Source organism: Escherichia sp. MOD1-EC5189 (assembly GCF_002966045.1).
GTDB lineage: Bacteria > Pseudomonadota > Gammaproteobacteria > Enterobacterales > Enterobacteriaceae > Escherichia > Escherichia coli_F.
Genome location: NZ_PTRX01000001.1, coordinates 208,424 through 225,162 on the forward strand (window position 1 = coordinate 208,424; position 16,739 = coordinate 225,162).

The window sequence follows — 16,739 nt, forward strand, 5'->3', positions numbered from 1 at the left end:
CGGCGAAAGTCATCAGGATTTGCTGAGTTTTTCTGATTTTTCCATACACTTCGTCATCGCTTCGATCACTGCGGCACGGAAGCCTTTCTCTTCCAGTACGCGTACCGCCTCAATGGTGGTGCCTCCCGGTGAGCAGACCATATCTTTCAGTGCCCCCGGATGTTCTCCCGTTTCCAGCACCATTTTTGCGGAACCCATTACCGCCTGAGCGGCAAATTTATACGCCTGGGCGCGTGGCATCCCGCCCAGCACGGCGGCGTCGGCCATCGCTTCGATAAACATAAAGACGTAGGCTGGCGAAGAACCGCTCACACCGACCACCGGGTGGATCATCGGCTCGGCAATTACTTCCGCTTCGCCAAAGCAGCGGAAAATATTCAGCACATCAGCGGTATCTTCTGGGGTTACCAGCGCGTTTGGCGTTACGGAGGTCATCCCGGCATTAACCAGTGCGGGAGTGTTCGGCATGGCGCGGATAATTTTCCGGTCATGGCCCAGCGCGCGGGCAAGCTGGTCGAGCGTGACACCTGCTGCAATAGAAACGACCAGAGAGTCTTTATTCAGGCTGGAGGTGATTTCGCTAAGCACTTTAATCATGATGCCTGGTTTAACGGCGGCAAAAATGATGTCGGCGATTTGCGCCACTTCCTGCGCCGATTCTGCGGCGTTGATGCCGAACTGGTCATGCAGGGCGGCGACTTTATCCGGGGAGGGGGTATATACCCAGATTTGCCCTGGAAGCACCTGACCGCTGGCAATCAGACCGCCGAGAATGGCTTTTCCCATATTGCCGCAGCCAATAAAACCGATTTTCTTTTCCATTGCCTCACTCCTGCCGTGAAATTCATTGTTTTGATAATCGCTGGCAGAAGCATAAACAGAACTATGCCGGAAGGCAAAAGCGCGACACAATAGAGAATTACCCAACAAAGGATGACTTTATGACAATTTGGGTGGATGCCGACGCGTGTCCCAATGTAATTAAAGAGATTTTGTATCGCGCGGCTGAACGTATGCAGATGCCGCTGGTACTGGTAGCAAACCAGAGTTTACGCGTACCGCCTTCGCGATTTATTCGAACGCTGCGCGTCGCGGCAGGTTTCGACGTTGCCGATAACGAAATTGTCCGGCAGTGTGAAGCTGGCGATTTGGTGATCACCGCAGATATTCCTTTGGCTGCTGAAGTCATCGAGAAAGGCGCTGCGGCGCTTAATCCACGCGGCGAACGTTACACACCAGCGACCATTCGTGAGCGCCTGACGATGCGCGATTTTATGGATACCTTACGCGCCAGTGGGATCCAGACCGGGGGACCAGATAGCCTTTCACAACGTGACCGCCAGGCCTTTGCCGCGGAGCTGGAGAAGTGGTGGCTGGAAGTGCAACGTAGTCGTGGCTGAATGTAATTTATTATTTACACTTCATTCTTGAAAATTTATTGGTATAGTAAGGGATGTATTAAAATTTTCACTTTAAGTGGAATTTTTTCTTTACAATCGAAATTGTACTAGTTTGATGGTATGATCGCTATTCTCATGACACCGGCTTTCGCCGCATTGCGACCTATTGGGGAAAACCCACGATGACACAACCTCTTTTTCTGATCGGGCCTCGGGGCTGTGGTAAAACAACGGTCGGAATGGCCCTTGCCGATTCGCTTAACCGTCGATTTGTCGATACCGACCAGTGGTTGCAATCACAGCTCAATATGACGGTCGCGGAGATCGTCGAAAGGGAAGAGTGGGCGGGATTCCGCGCCAGAGAAACGGCGGCGTTGGAAGCGGTAACTGCGCCATCCACCGTTATCGCCACGGGCGGCGGCATTATCCTGACGGAATTTAATCGTCACTTTATGCAAAATAACGGGATCGTGGTTTATTTGTGTGCGCCAGTATCAGTCCTGGTTAACCGACTGCAAGCTGCACCGGAAGAAGATTTACGGCCAACCTTAACGGGGAAACCGCTGAGCGAAGAAGTTCAGGAAGTGCTGGAAGAACGCGATGCGCTATATCGCGAAGTTGCGCATATTATCATCGACGCAACAAACGAACCCAGCCAGGTGATTTCTGAAATTCGCAGCGCCCTGGCACAGACGAGCAATTGTTGATTTTCGAGCGCCTATACTTAACGTTCATCCCGTGAAATAAGGAAGAACGATGCCAACGAAACCGCCTTATCCTCGTGAAGCATATATAGTGACGATTGAAAAAGGAAAGCCAGGACAGACGGTAACCTGGTACCAACTCAGAGCCGATCATCCTAAACCAGACTCGTTGATCAGTGAACATCCGACCGTTCAGGAAGCGATGGATGCGAAAAAACGCTATGAGGACCCTGACAAAGAGTGACCGCATCAGACTGCTCGGAAGGGATTCTGAGTGCCACCACAAGGGATCTGCGTCACATTTTTCACAATTCATGTTTTTCAAATAATTAGAATATTAAACAATAACAATCCATTACTGGAATCATTTGGAATCTTTACATTATGCCGTGCAGGTCTGCTGCTACGCTTTTTGTCATTTGTAGCACAGGTAAGTGTCGGCAGTGGTGCTTAGCGCTTGCCCGGTAATTAACGACGAAATAAAAGTAAGGTGGAAGAACAATGAGTGCGTCGTTGGCGATCCTGACCATCGGCATTGTACCTATGCAGGAAGTTTTGCCGCTCCTGACAGAATACATTGACGAAGATAATATTTCCCATCATAGCCTGCTGGGGAAGTTAAGCCGCGAAGAAGTGATGGCGGAGTACGCGCCAGAAGCAGGCGAAGACACAATTCTCACATTATTAAATGACAACCAGCTGGCACATGTTTCGCGTCGCAAAGTGGAGCGAGACCTGCAAGGTGTGGTTGAAGTGCTCGATAATCAGGGTTACGACGTCATTATATTAATGAGTACGGCAAACATTAGTAGTATGACCGCGCGTAATACGATCTTTCTTGAGCCGTCGCGAATATTGCCACCGCTGGTTTCATCTATTGTTGAAGATCATCAGGTGGGGGTTATCGTACCGGTTGAAGAGCTACTGACCGTTCAGGCGCAAAAATGGCAAATTTTGCAGAAACCGCCAGTATTTTCATTGGGTAACCCCATTCATGATTCGGAACAAAAAATCATTGATGCCGGGAAAGAATTACTGGCAAAAGGCGCAGATGTCATCATGCTGGATTGTTTGGGATTTAACCAGCGTCATCGCGATTTACTGCAAAAACAGCTCGATGTTCCTGTCTTGCTCTCTAACGTATTGATTGCAAGGCTGGCAGCGGAATTGCTGGTGTAATTTTGCGTGACAGCCAGCGCCTCTGGCCCCTATAGTGAAGTAGATGTTCAACTACCAGACAGGGCCAGTTTATGCTTCAAAGTAATGAGTACTTTTCCGGCAAAGTGAAATCGATCGGCTTTTCCAGCAGCAGCACTGGTCGCGCCAGCGTGGGTGTTATGGTTGAAGGCGAATACACCTTCAGCACCGCTGAGCCTGAAGAGATGACGGTAATCAGTGGTGCGCTGAATGTGTTACTGCCTGACGCGACCGACTGGCAAGTGTATGAAGCCGGTTCGGTGTTTAATGTTCCCGGTCACAGCGAGTTTCATCTGCAAGTTGCCGAACCCACCTCTTATCTGTGCCGCTATCTGTAATTCTTCGCCTTCCCCATGAACGGGAGGGCATTTTTCTGAAATATCCTCTCTTTAACCCATAATAATATTTCCTTTGCTGCGATTTTTTCGATTTCCGATATATTCATAATTCATCAAGGTTGATATAAATATCAGTGAAGATTATGAATGGAATTAATATATTGGTCATCTGTATGGTCGTGTTTTTTATGGCTGGCAATGCATGTGCCACAGAGTGGATCAGTAGCGAGGACCTTATTACCTCTGACTTTCATCTTATGACGGCAGATGAGCGCAACGTGGTTAAAGCGGCAACCAACGATAGTATGGAAGCTGCTTATATGCTGAAAGATAATATCCGTTGGTATTATCACAATGGTGACCTATCATTACCCACTAACTTCAGCAATCAGCATAAACTGGTGGTGAACGGTAATTTAACGATTTCCGGCGATTATGATGATTATCTGTCAGGTAATGGTCATCTGATTGTACTAGGTAATGTTATTGTCGACAACTTTATTAATCATGATTTCGCGTATGTGAAAGGGCAGATGACAGCGAAAGGTTTGGTTTATGCTGATTATAATGATCACAACTTTGAAGTGATGAAAGGAATTAGCGCGCGAGGCATTATTGTTTCCGATAAAGCAACGCAATTTGAGGTCATCAAAGCTGAGTTTTATATCAATGAAGATGAAAGCGGTGAAGAATATAACTGGGACGAGAATATTCAAAAAGCCTATTCACTGGTGAATCCCGACTTTTATGATCATACTGAAATCGAAACTGATAATATTTTTAATGCATATCCTGACTATGATAGCGTCGCAGATAATATAATTCAAGGGTTACCTGTTTTTCGAGATAAAGCTGATTCTAAAATTAATGAGAAATTACAGTGGATTGAAGCGGGTAAACTCGACAATTTCCCTGCGGATAAAATAAAGTATGAAGATTCACTGGTGGCACGTTTTCTGACTCAGATAGAGCGTTTGTCACCCGCCGTTATGCTGCAATTGTTACAGCATCCTGATGACCAGACGCGTGAATCAATGGCGCAGTCCTGGCCTGCTCAACACATGCATTTGCTTACCGATGTATTAATTAAAGATGAAGCTGTTGCCAGAGGACTGGTTAAAAACAGCAATATATCCGCCGAAGTGAATAAAAAATTAATGTCTGTACCCGTCGAGAGCATACAGCTGGAGCAGGCCAGACAGGATAATCTTTCTCCTGATATTGTTGTATCGTTAAGTCAAAGCCCTTTTCTCAGTGTGCGCAAGACATTAATCAGCCATTACGATTACGCCTGGCTGGTTCCAACTGCAGTGGTTGATGAATTGATAAATAGCGAAGATCTGGAGTTACGCGAAAGAATTACCGGAACCGATTTAACCGCACAACAAGCGGTGTTGTTGAGTAAAGATAAATCGCTGAAAGTTCGTCAAGCATTAGCCCGGACGCTTACTGAACTAAAAATCACCCAACTGTCAGCGACCCTGAGGACAGAGGATGTTGAACGTATCGCAGAACAAATGTATCTGGATAATAAAGAAAATAAAAATATCGTGAAGGCGTTATTGGTCGCTTTGCCGGAGTCGCGTCAACTGACTTTGGCAAAAGAAGATGTGCACAATTTACGTGACGGCATGCGTTATCTGACCTCGAAGGAAGTGATTAGTTATCTACTGAATCAGCATGACATTCCCAGCATCTGGTATGAGCTGGCACGCGATAAATTGTTACCTCTGGAGTATAAGAAACAATTATGGCAACACACCTTAAAATTAATGATGAGTAAACGGCAAGAAGATCAAGAGCAAGCCTACGAAGTACAGCTGGCGCTGATTGATAATGGTATTATTGACGAAGAGATGCTTAATAATGCTATCGATTTACTGGTTTATTTACCTGCTGAATACCGCTATCGGATGCGAAACCAGTTATTTGATAATAAAGATTTACCCTCCGGAATTATCAACAAACTCGATCAACAGTATCGTTTTAACTCCGACTGGGCGTTGTCTGTTGTCAGTATGAAAAATAGCACCCGTAGACAAAGTGAAAGAGGATTACACCGCTGGAATCATGAGGAAAGCGATATTTTTGCGGAGCTGGATACGATAAAAGATAAATCAGATGATGAATGGTGGTGCGGATTGCTGAAAAGTCACAATGATCATTTGCGGCAGACGGCGTTGCGCAATGTACATACCCCAGCCTCTTTGTTAACGACATTGACTGAGTCACAGGATCGGGCGCTGGCTATTAATAATCCACAGTTGGCTGCCGATGTGAAAACGGCGTGGTTAAAAGAGGATCCATCATTAATCTTATTTGTCGATCAGCCCGATCTTTCGCAGTTACGTGATTTAGTGAAAACCGGGGCAACGCGGCAAATTCGCAGTGAAGCGCGTAACCGGCTTGAGGAAAAACAATGACACAACGCCCCTGGAGCAAGTTACAGAGGGAGATTTATGACTTACTGACGCCAACGATCAACCTGCAAATTCACTGTACCCGTTATCCCATGCGCAGCCAAAATGGTGGAAGCACCGATTTACCGCGTTATTGGATCACGTTGGATAAAGACGTGATCTGGGATTACCCAAAAGACTTTATGGCAGGCAATGGTGGAGTGCGTAATTTTCATGGTGAAACTTGCTGGCATCCTTATCTGACGGATATTTGTTCAATTTCTGATTTATTGCGTGAATATATTGATACCCCAAAAGCGGAGCTGTTAACGAAACAATTTACCAGCGATAAATGGGGGTTAGTGAATATTCTGCGTGCCGCTGACAGGTGAATAGGGATGAGACGGTTGGATCAGTTACGGCGTAAAACGCATAATATTGCTGCGCTAAAAATTATTGCCCGCCGTAGCGAATGATTATATGCCTGGTGTGGATTCGTACGCCGGATAAGACGCCGCAGGCGTCGCATCCGGCATTAAAGGCAAATCAGCAATTAACGTTGTGCTTCGCCACCTAATCCTTCGATCAGGTTTTGGATTAATGCTGCCAGTTCACCGGTCATCAGGATGAAATCGGCATCAAAACGTTGGGCAAAATCTTCACGGTCGATATCTTCGTTTTGATCGCGCAGCTCGTCGCAGAACTTCAGACGCTTGAGTGAACCATCGTCGCACATCACAAACTGAATGCGCTGCTGCCAGTCGAGCGCCAGTTTAGTCACCACTTTTCCTGCTTCAATGTGGTTGGTGATTTCTTCGCTGGTCAAATCTTGTTTCTTCGCGCGGATCACGCCGCCATCTTCCAGCAACGATTTCAGTTCGGCTTCATCAAGCAGCTGGAAGCCTTGTGCCGCACTACCAGAGCGTACCCATTCGGTCAGAGTCAGTTCAATCGGGTTTTCCATGCTCAATGGTACAACCGGTAACGACCCCAGGCTTTTACGCAGTAATGCCAGCGTATCTTCTGCTTTTTTGGCACTGGCGCAGTCCACCATAATCAAACCGTTTACCGTGTCGATCCACATCATAGTTTGGCTGAAACGGCTGAAAGCGCGCGGCAGAAGAGAGTGCAGCACTTCATCTTTCAGCGAATCTTTTTCGGTTTTCTTCAGCTTGCGCGCCTGTTCCGCTTCCAGCTTGGCGATTTTTGCTTCCAGCGCCTGTTTAATCACCGGAGACGGGAGGATTTTTTCTTCTTTGCGCGCGCAGATAACAATTTGACCATTGGCAACGTGCGTTAACGCATCGCTGTGCGATCCCATCGGAGGAACCCAGCCCATCTTCGCCATGTCCTGGCTGCCGCATGGGGTAAATGCCATCGAGGCTAGCTGTTTTTCCATCTCTTCTGCACGCAGCGAAATCTCGCGGCTAAGACGGTAAACCATTAAATTTTTGAACCACAGCATGATAATTTCCACGGCCTTGTCGTTAAATTTAGCGGGCATGATAACGAATTGTCGGCGGCCTTGCATTGCCAATCCGGTTGTCCGTCTCTACGCTATTGATATTGAAAAAAATAAGGAGAGTACCGTGCGTATAGGTATCGATTTAGGCGGCACCAAAACTGAAGTGATTGCACTGGGCGATGCAGGGGAGCAGTTGTATCGTCATCGTCTGCCCACGCCGCGTGATGATTACCATCAGACCATCGAAACGATCGCCACGTTGGTTGATATGGCGGAGCAGGCGACAGGGCAGCGCGGAACGGTAGGCATGGGCATTCCAGGCTCGATTTCGCCTTACACTGGCGTGGTGAAAAATGCCAATTCAACCTGGCTTAACGGTCAGCCATTTGATAAAGATTTAAGCGCGCGGTTGCAACGGGAAGTGCGGTTGGCAAATGACGCCAACTGTCTGGCGGTCTCGGAAGCGGTAGATGGCGCAGCAGCGGGAGCGCAGACGGTATTTGCCGTGATTATCGGCACGGGATGCGGCGCGGGCGTAGCGTTCAATGGTCGAGCGCATATCGGCGGCAATGGCACGGCAGGCGAGTGGGGACACAATCCGCTACCGTGGATGGACGAAGATGAACTGCGTTATCGCGAGGAAGTCCCTTGTTATTGCGGTAAACAAGGTTGTATTGAAACCTTTATTTCGGGCACGGGATTCGCGACGGATTATCGTCGTTTGAGCGGACATGCGCTGAAAGGCAGTGAAATTATCCGCCTGGTAGAAGAAAGCGATCCGGTAGCGGAACTGGCATTGCGTCGCTACGAGCTGCGGCTGGCAAAATCGCTGGCACACGTAGTGAATATTCTCGATCCGGATGTGATTGTGTTGGGGGGCGGGATGAGCAATGTAGATCGTTTATATCAAACGGTTCCGCAGTTGATTAAACAATTTGTCTTCGGCGGCGAATGTGAAACGCCGATGCGTAAGGCGAAACATGGTGATTCCAGCGGCGTACGCGGCGCTGCATGGTTATGGTCACAAGAATAAAAAACGTAGACAATTGGTGCATCATGCCTGATGCGACGCTTGCCGCGTCTTATCAGGCCTACAAAATGAGCAGCTCGCGTAGGTCGGATAAGACGCTCGCGCCGCATCCGACAACAAGCAGTGACTGCAACCTATCCCAGTGGTTTCGCCAGCATCGGACTATCCGCCGCTTGCTGGCGCTTATAGCGACCATACAGCAGCAACGACGACATCGCAGCAAACGAAAGCAGGGCGGCAGGCAGCGCCACGTAATTATAAGTCAGCCCCAGCGTCAGCATCATACCTCCGCAATATGCGCCGACCGCGCTACCGAGGTTAAACGCTATTTGCCCACCTGCGGCACCTAATAATTCTCCACCTTTGGCATTTTGCAGTAACAATATTTGCAGTGGTGCTGAAAGGGCAAATAATCCCGCGCAACAAATAAAAGCAAAAATAAGCGACGTTGTTTTCATGCCGCCGAAGAAAAAGAGCATCAGCAATGCCAGCACAATAATGAAATCAGTCACTGCCGCAATGCGTAGTGGTGAATAACGTCCTGAAATCCGGCCACTTAGCACATTCCCCAACACCATCCCCAGCCCAACTAACATCATAATAAAGGTCATCGCCGTTTCCGAAAAACCGGAAATAAACATCATGTATGGCTTTACGTAGCTGAACCAGGCAAATACACCCGCGTTGCCAAACATCGTGGCAGCGAAAATTAACCACGGGGCCGGGCTGCGCAAAAAGTGAAATTGTTCGCGCAGCTTTCCTTTCGCCTCGTCGCGAATATTCGGCACCCAAAAATAGACCGATGCCATCACCGCGATATTAAACACAGAGATCAATAAAAAGGTGTAACGCCAGCTAAACTCCTGACTTAAATACGTCCCCAGCGGAATGCCCAGCAAATTGGCGACTGTCATCCCGGAAACCATCCCCGCCACGGCGGCGGTGACTTTGCCGGGTTTGATAATTTTCGATAACACAATCGCCCCGACGCCAAAAAATGCACCATGCGGAAAGCCGGAAACCAGCCGACCAATGGCGAGCATCAGGTAAGACGAAGAGAGCGTGAACATGGCGTTGCCAATGACGCACAACGCCACCAGAAACAACAAGATATGTTTGAGTGAGTAGCGGCTGGAAAAGAGTGCGATGATTGGTGCACCGACCACCACCCCCAGCGCATAATACGAGATCATATGCCCGGCGGCAGGAATCGAAATACCTACGTTATGTGCCAGCTCCGTAAGCACGCCCATAATGCCAAATTCGGCCATTCCCAAACCAAACGTGCCCAGAGCCAAAGATAAAATAACTTTTTTCATACCACCATCACAACCACCAGAACGGCTACCAATCACCGTAGCCAATAAAGTGATAGCTTGCAGGATAACGGCCTGCGAGGCCAAGAGATAATTCGCCACTCTGTATTCATTATCCTGCTGAATAGTTATTTCACTGCAAACGCACTTTCCAGTTTGCTGTATCCCAGTCCGTTGATCTTTTTCACTTTGATCTGCACCGGAATACGCTCTTTCATCGCTTCAACGTGGCTAATCACACCGATAGTTTTACCACTGGCATTCAGAGCATCCAGTGCATCAAGGGCGGTATCCAGTGTTTCGCTATCCAGCGTGCCGAAACCTTCATCGAGGAACAGCGAGTCAATACGCGTTTTATGGCTGACCAGATCTGAAAGTGCCAGGGCCAGCGCCAGACTGACGAGAAAACTTTCGCCGCCAGAAAGCGTACGGGTATCGCGTACCGCATCTGCCTGCCAGGTATCGACAACCTCGACTTCCAGCGCCTCGCTGGCTTTGCGCTGTAACAGATAGCGCCCGTGTAACCGGGTAAGTTGCTGATTAGCGAGATGGACTAAATTATCCAGCGTCAGTCCCTGGGCAAACTTGCGGAATTTATCGCCCTCTTTGGAACCTATTAGCGAATTCAGATATCCCCAGTCCTCAACCTGCTGCGTCATTTGAGCAATTTGCTGCATTAAGGTTTGTTGTTGCTGACGGTTGTCTGCATCCTGCTTCAGCTGCTGGCGAATCTCGCCCTGACTGGTGGTGTTTTCACGCAACTTTTGGTGAGTTTGCGCTAACTCTTGCTGAATCTGCTCCACCGTCACACTGAGATCCAGGCCGTCAGGTCGGTGTTGCTGATGCTGTGCCAGCGTTTCAGCTGTCTGAGTGACCAGCGTTTGCGCCTGACGGCGCTGGTTTTCCAGATTCTGCTTGAGCTGTTCCAGTTGGGTTAGTGTTTGTTCATCCATTAGCGCCGCAAGGAACGCCTGTTGATCGTCAAAGACACTGGCCTGTAGCGCGGTGTCAAACTGCGCCTGGGCTTTTTGCAGACTTTGCGCCGCCAGAACATCCTGTTGCTGTAACGTCTGCTGCTGGCTTTGTAACGCGAGACATTGTTCATGAATTTGCCGCCAGTTTTCCAGCGCCACAGTTTCTTCGCTGTGCGGGAGTTCATCACTTTGCGGCAACGTTTCCAGAATCGGCGTCAGCTGCTGCATACGGTTTTGCAGCGCGGTTAATTCGTTCTGGCGTTGCTGCCAGCTCTGTGCTTCTTGCTGACGCGTCGCCAACCAGCTCTCTTCTTCATCTTCCTGTGGCAATGTCAGTGCATAACCCGCCAATGCCGTTAAGAGTTGCTGCTGGCGTTGTTCAATTTGCTGTTGATACTGGATAATTTGCTGATTATGCGCAGCAATCTGCCCTTGTAATTCATGTCGTTGGCTGAGTAACCGCAACTGGCGTTCATGTTCATCTTGTGCATCCAGCCACGGTTGAATGTCGTCCTGTGGCTGCAAGGTGATATTGAGGCTGGCTGTGACAGCTCGCCACTGTTGAGTAAGTGCTTGCTCATCTTGTCGGAGGCTTTGCGCTTCGTTTTCATCACGCTGAAGCTGCTTCGTTAAGGCGTCCAGTTGCCCACGTAGCGCCGCACCTTCTTCACCGAGCTTTTTCACTTCGTTTTCCAACGTTAATAGCCGGGCCTGATTAACGCCCGGTTCCAGCGCCTGATACGCCTCGACCGCCGGGTGGTTGGTGGAACCACAAAGTGGGCAAGGCTGACCCGCCTGTAACTGCGCACGTTGAGCTTCCAGCGTTTTGATGCGCGCTTCCTGCTCGCAAATGGTTTTCACATCGGCAAGTTGTTGCGTTTTTTCTTTATAACGCTGGCGCATTTCGTTAAGTGCGGCGTTACGTTGCGTCTGTTCTTGCGTGACATTCTGGATAGCGATCTGTAATTGCGCCAGGCGTTTTTGTTGGGGAACAATCTGTCCATGCAGCGCGACCAGGCGCTGACGCAGCGTGCGTTGCTCAGCATGTTGCGCATGGGCGCTAGCAACTTCATCGGCGGTTAACGTCAACGTGATCGCCGGAAGTGAATTAAGTTTTTGCTCTGCATGGGTTAACTGTTGCTGCCACTGCCGCAGATGCTCGCGTTCGCTGGTTTGTTGAGAGAATTGCGCACGCCAACCCGCCAGTTCGTTGTTCCACTGACGGAAGCGGTCGTGTTCCTGTAACCAGGCATTCAGGCTTTGTTGCTGCTGCTGTAATTCTGCAGACTGTTTCGCCGCGTGGTGGCGAATGCTCGCACGAAGCGCCATTGTGCGCTGTAAGCGAGTATTTACTTCTTCAATCTGCTGGCGAGTATGCGCCAGTGCCGCAGTGTGTTCTGCGATGCGTTCCCAGTGCGGACGAAGATTTCGCGCCGGTTGTGCCAGACTGAGCGCCGCCAGTTGAGGTTGCGCTTTTTCTTCTTCGGCTAACGCCTGTTGCAATGCCTGCTGACGGCGGCTGGCTTCTTGCTGCAATTCGTCCAGACGCGTTAACCAGTTTAACGATTGTTGTTCTTGCTGCTGCGCGGCGAGTAACTGTTTCTCTTCGACAGTGAGTACCTGCAAACTTTCTGTCAGCGATTGCACTTGTTCTGGCGCTAATAACGCGACGCCGCTGGCCTGCGCTTGCAGTTTCTCCAGCTCAGTGCGGGCCGATTTGTGCTGCTCAAAGACCATCGCAGAGATTTGCCCGTAGATTTCGGTGCCGGTTAATTCCTCGAGCAATTCCGCGCGTTCTTTTGGTTTGGCATTCAGGAAGGCAGCAAATTGCCCCTGCGAAAGCAGCATCGAACGGGTGAAACGCCCATAATCCAGTCCGGTTAACGTCGCCGTCAGTTCCAGCTTATCTTTCACTTTGTCAGCGAGAATTTTGCCATCGGTACAGCGCGCCAGCTCTACGCGCGGCACCTGCAAATTACCGTCTGGCTGGTTACGCGCCCGATTCTGGCTCCAGAAGGCACGGTACGCTTCACCTTTGACTTCAAACTCCACTTCCGCCAGACATTCGGCGGTATCGCGGGTCATTAGATCATTTTGCGATTGTGAAACGTTAGAAAGGCGCGGAGTTTCGTGATACAGCGCCAGGCAAATGGCATCCAGCAGGGTGGTTTTCCCCGCGCCGGTTGGGCCGGTAATCGCAAACAGCCCATTGCTGGCGAACGGCTCGCGGGTGAAATCAATCTTCCATTCGCCTTTTAACGAGTTCAGGTTTTTCAGGCGCAGGCTGAGAATTTTCATGCTTCGTGTTCTCCGGCGAGGGTCTGCAGCGTCGTGGTGAAAAGATGTTGCAGACGTTGCTGCTGTGATTCATCCAGTTCTTCCAGTGCGAGACGACGATTAAACACCTCTTCGACGCTGAGTTCGCTGAGGGTTTCACGCTGTTGGCTGGCTAACACACGCTCGCGCTGTTCACGGCTGCGGCGTACCAGCAATACTTCGACAGGCAGTGATTCAGTTAATGCCTGGATTTTGCGCTGAATATCATGCAGATACTCATCAGTAGTGATTTCGATATCCAGCCAGACAGGTGGTTCCTGTGATACATCGCGCCACTGTTCCAGCTGTTCGGTAATCGACGCCAGATCGCCTTTCAGTACCGCCATCGGTTGCGTTATCGGCACGCTCAGGTTTTCCACGCTCTCTAATTTGCCGTTTGAAAATGTCACCAGATGGACATATTTACTTTTTCCGCATTCATCAAAACTCAGTGGAATGGGGGAACCGCAATAGCGAACATGTTCCATGCCGCCAATAATCTGTGCGCGGTGAATATGCCCGAGCGCGATGTAGTCGGCTGGCGGAAAGTTTTGTGCCGGGAAGGCGTCCAGCGTGCCAATATAAATGTCACGCACGGCGTCACTTTTGCTGGCACCAACGGTCGTTAAATGCCCCGTGGCGATGATGGGCAGAGGCTGATCGCCGCGCAGTTTGCAGGCATCGGCATAATGTTGTTGGTAATAATCGGTAATAGCCGCCAGCAAATGTTGTTGTTTTTCAATACCGTTAAGCCCCGCCTGGCTGGTAATAATGTCACGCGGGCGTAAAAAAGGAATGGGGCACAGCACTGCGCCTGGCGTCCCGTCGCGACGAGGCAAGATTTGTGGCGCATGTCCGGCGCTGGCGACCACGGTAGTATTGAGGAACGCCATGATATCGCGCGATTCATTCAGCGTGGCGACCGAGTCATGGTTTCCTGCCAGTACCACCAGATGACAGCCCGTTTGCTGTAAATTGACAACAAAACGGTTGTATAACGTGCGGGCGTAACTGGGCGGTGATCCGGTATCGAAAACATCACCGGCAACAATAATCGCATCCACCTGATGGGTTTGCGCTGTTTCCAGCAGCCAGTCAAGAAAGGCCTGGTGTTCAGCTTCGCGGCTTTTACTGTAGAAGTTCTGGCCGAGATGCCAGTCTGAGGTGTGAAGGATGCGCATAACGATTCCCTGGCGAAAAAGCATGGGCGCGATTATACCCAAACAGATGTGCCATTTGCTTTTTTCTGCGCCACGGAAATCAACTACCTGAAGATATGTGCGACGTGCTTTTCATAAATCTGTCATAAATCTGACGCATAATGACGTCGCATTAATGATCGCAACCTATTTATTACAACAGGGCAAATCATGGCGAGACGTATTCTGGTCGTAGAAGATGAAGCTCCAATTCGCGAAATGGTCTGCTTCGTGCTCGAACAAAATGGCTTTCAGCCGGTCGAAGCGGAAGATTATGACAGTGCTGTGAATCAACTGAATGAACCCTGGCCGGATTTAATTCTCCTTGACTGGATGTTACCTGGCGGCTCCGGTATCCAGTTCATCAAACACCTCAAGCGCGAATCGATGACCCGAGATATTCCAGTGGTGATGCTGACCGCCAGAGGGGAAGAAGAAGATCGCGTGCGCGGCCTTGAAACCGGTGCGGATGACTATATCACCAAGCCGTTTTCGCCGAAGGAACTGGTGGCGCGAATCAAAGCGGTAATGCGCCGTATTTCGCCAATGGCGGTGGAAGAGGTGATCGAGATGCAGGGGCTCAGTCTCGACCCGACATCTCACCGGGTGATGGCGGGCGAAGAACCGCTGGAGATGGGGCCGACAGAATTTAAACTGCTGCACTTTTTTATGACGCATCCCGAGCGCGTGTACAGCCGCGAGCAGCTGTTAAACCACGTCTGGGGAACCAACGTATATGTGGAAGACCGCACGGTCGATGTTCACATTCGTCGCCTGCGTAAGGCACTGGAGCCCGGCGGACATGACCGCATGGTGCAGACCGTACGCGGTACAGGATATCGTTTTTCAACCCGCTTTTAACGCCTTGCTCATCGGACGCAGAGCAGGGCTTATGATTTCTTAACTGGAGTATCTTACGTGCTGGAACGGCTGTCGTGGAAAAGGCTGGTGCTGGAGCTGCTACTTTGCTGCCTCCCGGCTTTCATCCTGGGTGCATTTTTTGGTTACCTGCCTTGGTTTTTGCTGGCATCGGTAACAGGACTGCTTATCTGGCATTTTTGGAATTTATTGCGCCTTTCATGGTGGCTGTGGGTGGATCGCAGTATGACCCCGCCTCCGGGGCGTGGTAGCTGGGAACCGCTGCTATACGGCTTACACCAGATGCAGCTGCGTAATAAAAAACGTCGCCGCGAACTGGGCAATCTGATTAAACGCTTTCGTAGCGGCGCGGAGTCGCTGCCTGATGCGGTGGTGCTGACCACGGAAGAGGGCGGTATTTTCTGGTGTAATGGTCTGGCGCAACAAATTCTTGGTTTGCGCTGGCCGGAAGATAACGGGCAGAACATCCTTAATCTGCTTCGTTATCCGGAGTTTACGCAATATCTGAAAACGCGTGATTTTTCTCGCCCGCTCAATCTGGTGCTCAATACCGGGCGGCATCTGGAAATTCGCGTCATGCCTTATACCCACAAACAGTTGCTGATGGTGGCGCGTGATGTCACGCAAATGCATCAACTGGAAGGGGCGCGGCGTAACTTTTTTGCCAACGTGAGCCATGAGTTGCGTACGCCATTGACAGTGTTACAGGGTTACCTGGAGATGATGGATGAGCAACCACTGCAAGGTGCGGTACGTGAAAAAGCGTTGCACACCATGCGCGAGCAGACCCAGCGGATGGAAGGGCTGGTGAAGCAGTTACTGACGCTGTCAAAAATAGAAGCCGCGCCAACGCAGTTGCTTAATGAAAAGGTTGATGTGCCGATGATGCTGCGGGTCGTTGAGCGTGAGGCCCAGACTCTGAGCCAGCAGAAACAGACATTTACCTTTGAAATAGATAACGACCTCAAGGTGTCTGGCAACGAAGACCAACTTCGCAGCGCGATTTCTAACCTGGTTTATAACGCCGTGAATCATACGCCGGAAGGTACGCATATCACCGTACGCTGGCAGCGAGTGCCGCACGGTGCCGAATTTAGCGTTGAAGATAATGGACCGGGCATCGCACCAGAGCATATTCCGCGCCTGACCGAGCGTTTTTATCGCGTTGATAAAGCACGTTCCCGACAAACTGGCGGTAGCGGATTAGGGTTAGCGATCGTGAAACATGCGGTGAATCATCACGAAAGTCGCCTGCATATTGAGAGTGCGGTGGGAAAAGGTACGCGTTTCAGTTTTGTTATCCCGGAACGTTTAATTGCCAAAAACAGCGAATAATCCGCCTTTGTCATCTTTTATTGCCATAAGCCAGCTGATGCTGGCTTATTTTCTTTGCAGTCAAAATACGGGCGTTAGATTTTACAACGGTTGGTGATTTTTTGTTCGCATGATTAGCCATGTCTTTTTCACGGAAATAGTGTTTTATACTGGTTGGTGATTTCTTATCGCTATATACCTCTGGTTT

The 16,739-nt window shown here is 49.9% G+C and carries 14 protein-coding genes and 1 pseudogene; 10 read left to right on the forward strand and 5 right to left on the reverse strand.

The features are described from left to right. Nucleotides 1–12: 12 nt before the first annotated feature. The gene (gene proC, locus ATB02_RS01060; RefSeq protein ID WP_001295331.1) at nt 13–822 is read right to left on the reverse strand and encodes a pyrroline-5-carboxylate reductase; all 810 of its coding nucleotides are present in this window, start codon (nt 820–822) and stop codon (nt 13–15) included. Nucleotides 823–941: 119 nt separating this feature from the next. On the opposite strand from proC, the gene ATB02_RS01065 reads away from it, so the two are divergent. From ATB02_RS01065 to ATB02_RS01105, 7 genes and pseudogenes are all read left to right on the forward strand, one after another. Beyond that, on the forward strand, nt 942–1,400 hold the full coding sequence (locus ATB02_RS01065) for a YaiI/YqxD family protein (protein WP_105270952.1): 459 nt from the start codon (nt 942–944) through the stop codon (nt 1,398–1,400). Between the two features lie 182 nt (nt 1,401–1,582). Then, a complete protein-coding gene (gene aroL, locus ATB02_RS01070) occupies nt 1,583–2,107 on the forward strand; it encodes a shikimate kinase AroL (RefSeq protein WP_105270953.1) in 525 nt (174 codons plus the stop codon). Nucleotides 2,108–2,156: 49 nt separating this feature from the next. Further along, nucleotides 2,157–2,348, forward strand: coding sequence for a protein YaiA (yaiA, locus tag ATB02_RS01075; protein WP_001142441.1), 192 nt, complete (start codon nt 2,157–2,159; stop codon nt 2,346–2,348). Nucleotides 2,349–2,605: 257 nt separating this feature from the next. Continuing rightward, entirely contained in the window at nt 2,606–3,283 is a 678-nt protein-coding gene (locus tag ATB02_RS01085) for an AroM family protein (RefSeq protein WP_001276411.1), read from the forward strand. A gap of 71 nt (nt 3,284–3,354) precedes the next feature. Next, on the forward strand, nt 3,355–3,639 hold the full coding sequence (gene ppnP, locus ATB02_RS01090) for a pyrimidine/purine nucleoside phosphorylase (protein ID WP_000941942.1): 285 nt from the start codon (nt 3,355–3,357) through the stop codon (nt 3,637–3,639). 143 nt (nt 3,640–3,782) lie between these two features. Next, complete coding sequence (locus tag ATB02_RS01095; RefSeq protein WP_123059815.1) at nt 3,783–6,062, forward strand: DUF2773 domain-containing protein; 2,280 nt, start codon at nt 3,783–3,785, stop codon at nt 6,060–6,062. Then, nucleotides 6,059–6,514 (forward strand): annotated as a pseudogene (locus ATB02_RS01105) (SF0329 family protein). Before ATB02_RS01095 ends, ATB02_RS01105 begins: the two are co-directional and overlap by 4 nt. A 77-nt stretch (nt 6,515–6,591) precedes the next feature. Here the strand turns inward: ATB02_RS01105 and rdgC are convergent. Further along, nucleotides 6,592–7,503 (reverse strand): recombination-associated protein RdgC, encoded by a 912-nt coding sequence (rdgC, locus tag ATB02_RS01110; protein WP_001298537.1) that lies wholly within the window; start codon nt 7,501–7,503, stop codon nt 6,592–6,594. Between the two features lie 124 nt (nt 7,504–7,627). Between rdgC and mak the strand changes: the two genes are divergently transcribed. Then, the gene (mak, locus tag ATB02_RS01115) at nt 7,628–8,536 is read left to right on the forward strand and encodes a fructokinase (protein WP_105270954.1); all 909 of its coding nucleotides are present in this window, start codon (nt 7,628–7,630) and stop codon (nt 8,534–8,536) included. Nucleotides 8,537–8,667: 131 nt separating this feature from the next. Here the strand turns inward: mak and araJ are convergent, their stop codons facing one another. The 3 genes from araJ to sbcD all read right to left on the reverse strand — a co-directional run bounded on the left by araJ (nt 8,668) and on the right by sbcD (nt 14,320). Then, nucleotides 8,668–9,852 (reverse strand): MFS transporter AraJ, encoded by a 1,185-nt coding sequence (gene araJ / locus ATB02_RS01120; protein WP_105270986.1) that lies wholly within the window; start codon nt 9,850–9,852, stop codon nt 8,668–8,670. Nucleotides 9,853–9,977: 125 nt separating this feature from the next. After that, nucleotides 9,978–13,121: an exonuclease subunit SbcC gene (sbcC, locus tag ATB02_RS01125; RefSeq protein ID WP_105270955.1), complete on the reverse strand. Its 3,144-nt coding sequence runs from the start codon at nt 13,119–13,121 to the stop codon at nt 9,978–9,980. Further along, nucleotides 13,118–14,320, reverse strand: a complete 1,203-nt coding sequence (gene sbcD, locus ATB02_RS01130; RefSeq protein WP_001221329.1) for an exonuclease subunit SbcD — start codon at nt 14,318–14,320, stop codon at nt 13,118–13,120. The genes sbcC and sbcD overlap by 4 nt, the downstream gene beginning before the upstream one ends. A gap of 189 nt (nt 14,321–14,509) precedes the next feature. On the opposite strand from sbcD, the gene phoB reads away from it, so the two are divergent. Both phoB and phoR read left to right on the forward strand, forming a co-directional pair. Beyond that, the gene (gene phoB, locus ATB02_RS01135; RefSeq protein ID WP_000113933.1) at nt 14,510–15,199 is read left to right on the forward strand and encodes a phosphate response regulator transcription factor PhoB; all 690 of its coding nucleotides are present in this window, start codon (nt 14,510–14,512) and stop codon (nt 15,197–15,199) included. 57 nt (nt 15,200–15,256) lie between these two features. Next, entirely contained in the window at nt 15,257–16,552 is a 1,296-nt protein-coding gene (phoR, locus tag ATB02_RS01140) for a phosphate regulon sensor histidine kinase PhoR (protein WP_105270956.1), read from the forward strand. The last annotated feature ends 187 nt before the right edge of the window (nt 16,553–16,739 follow it).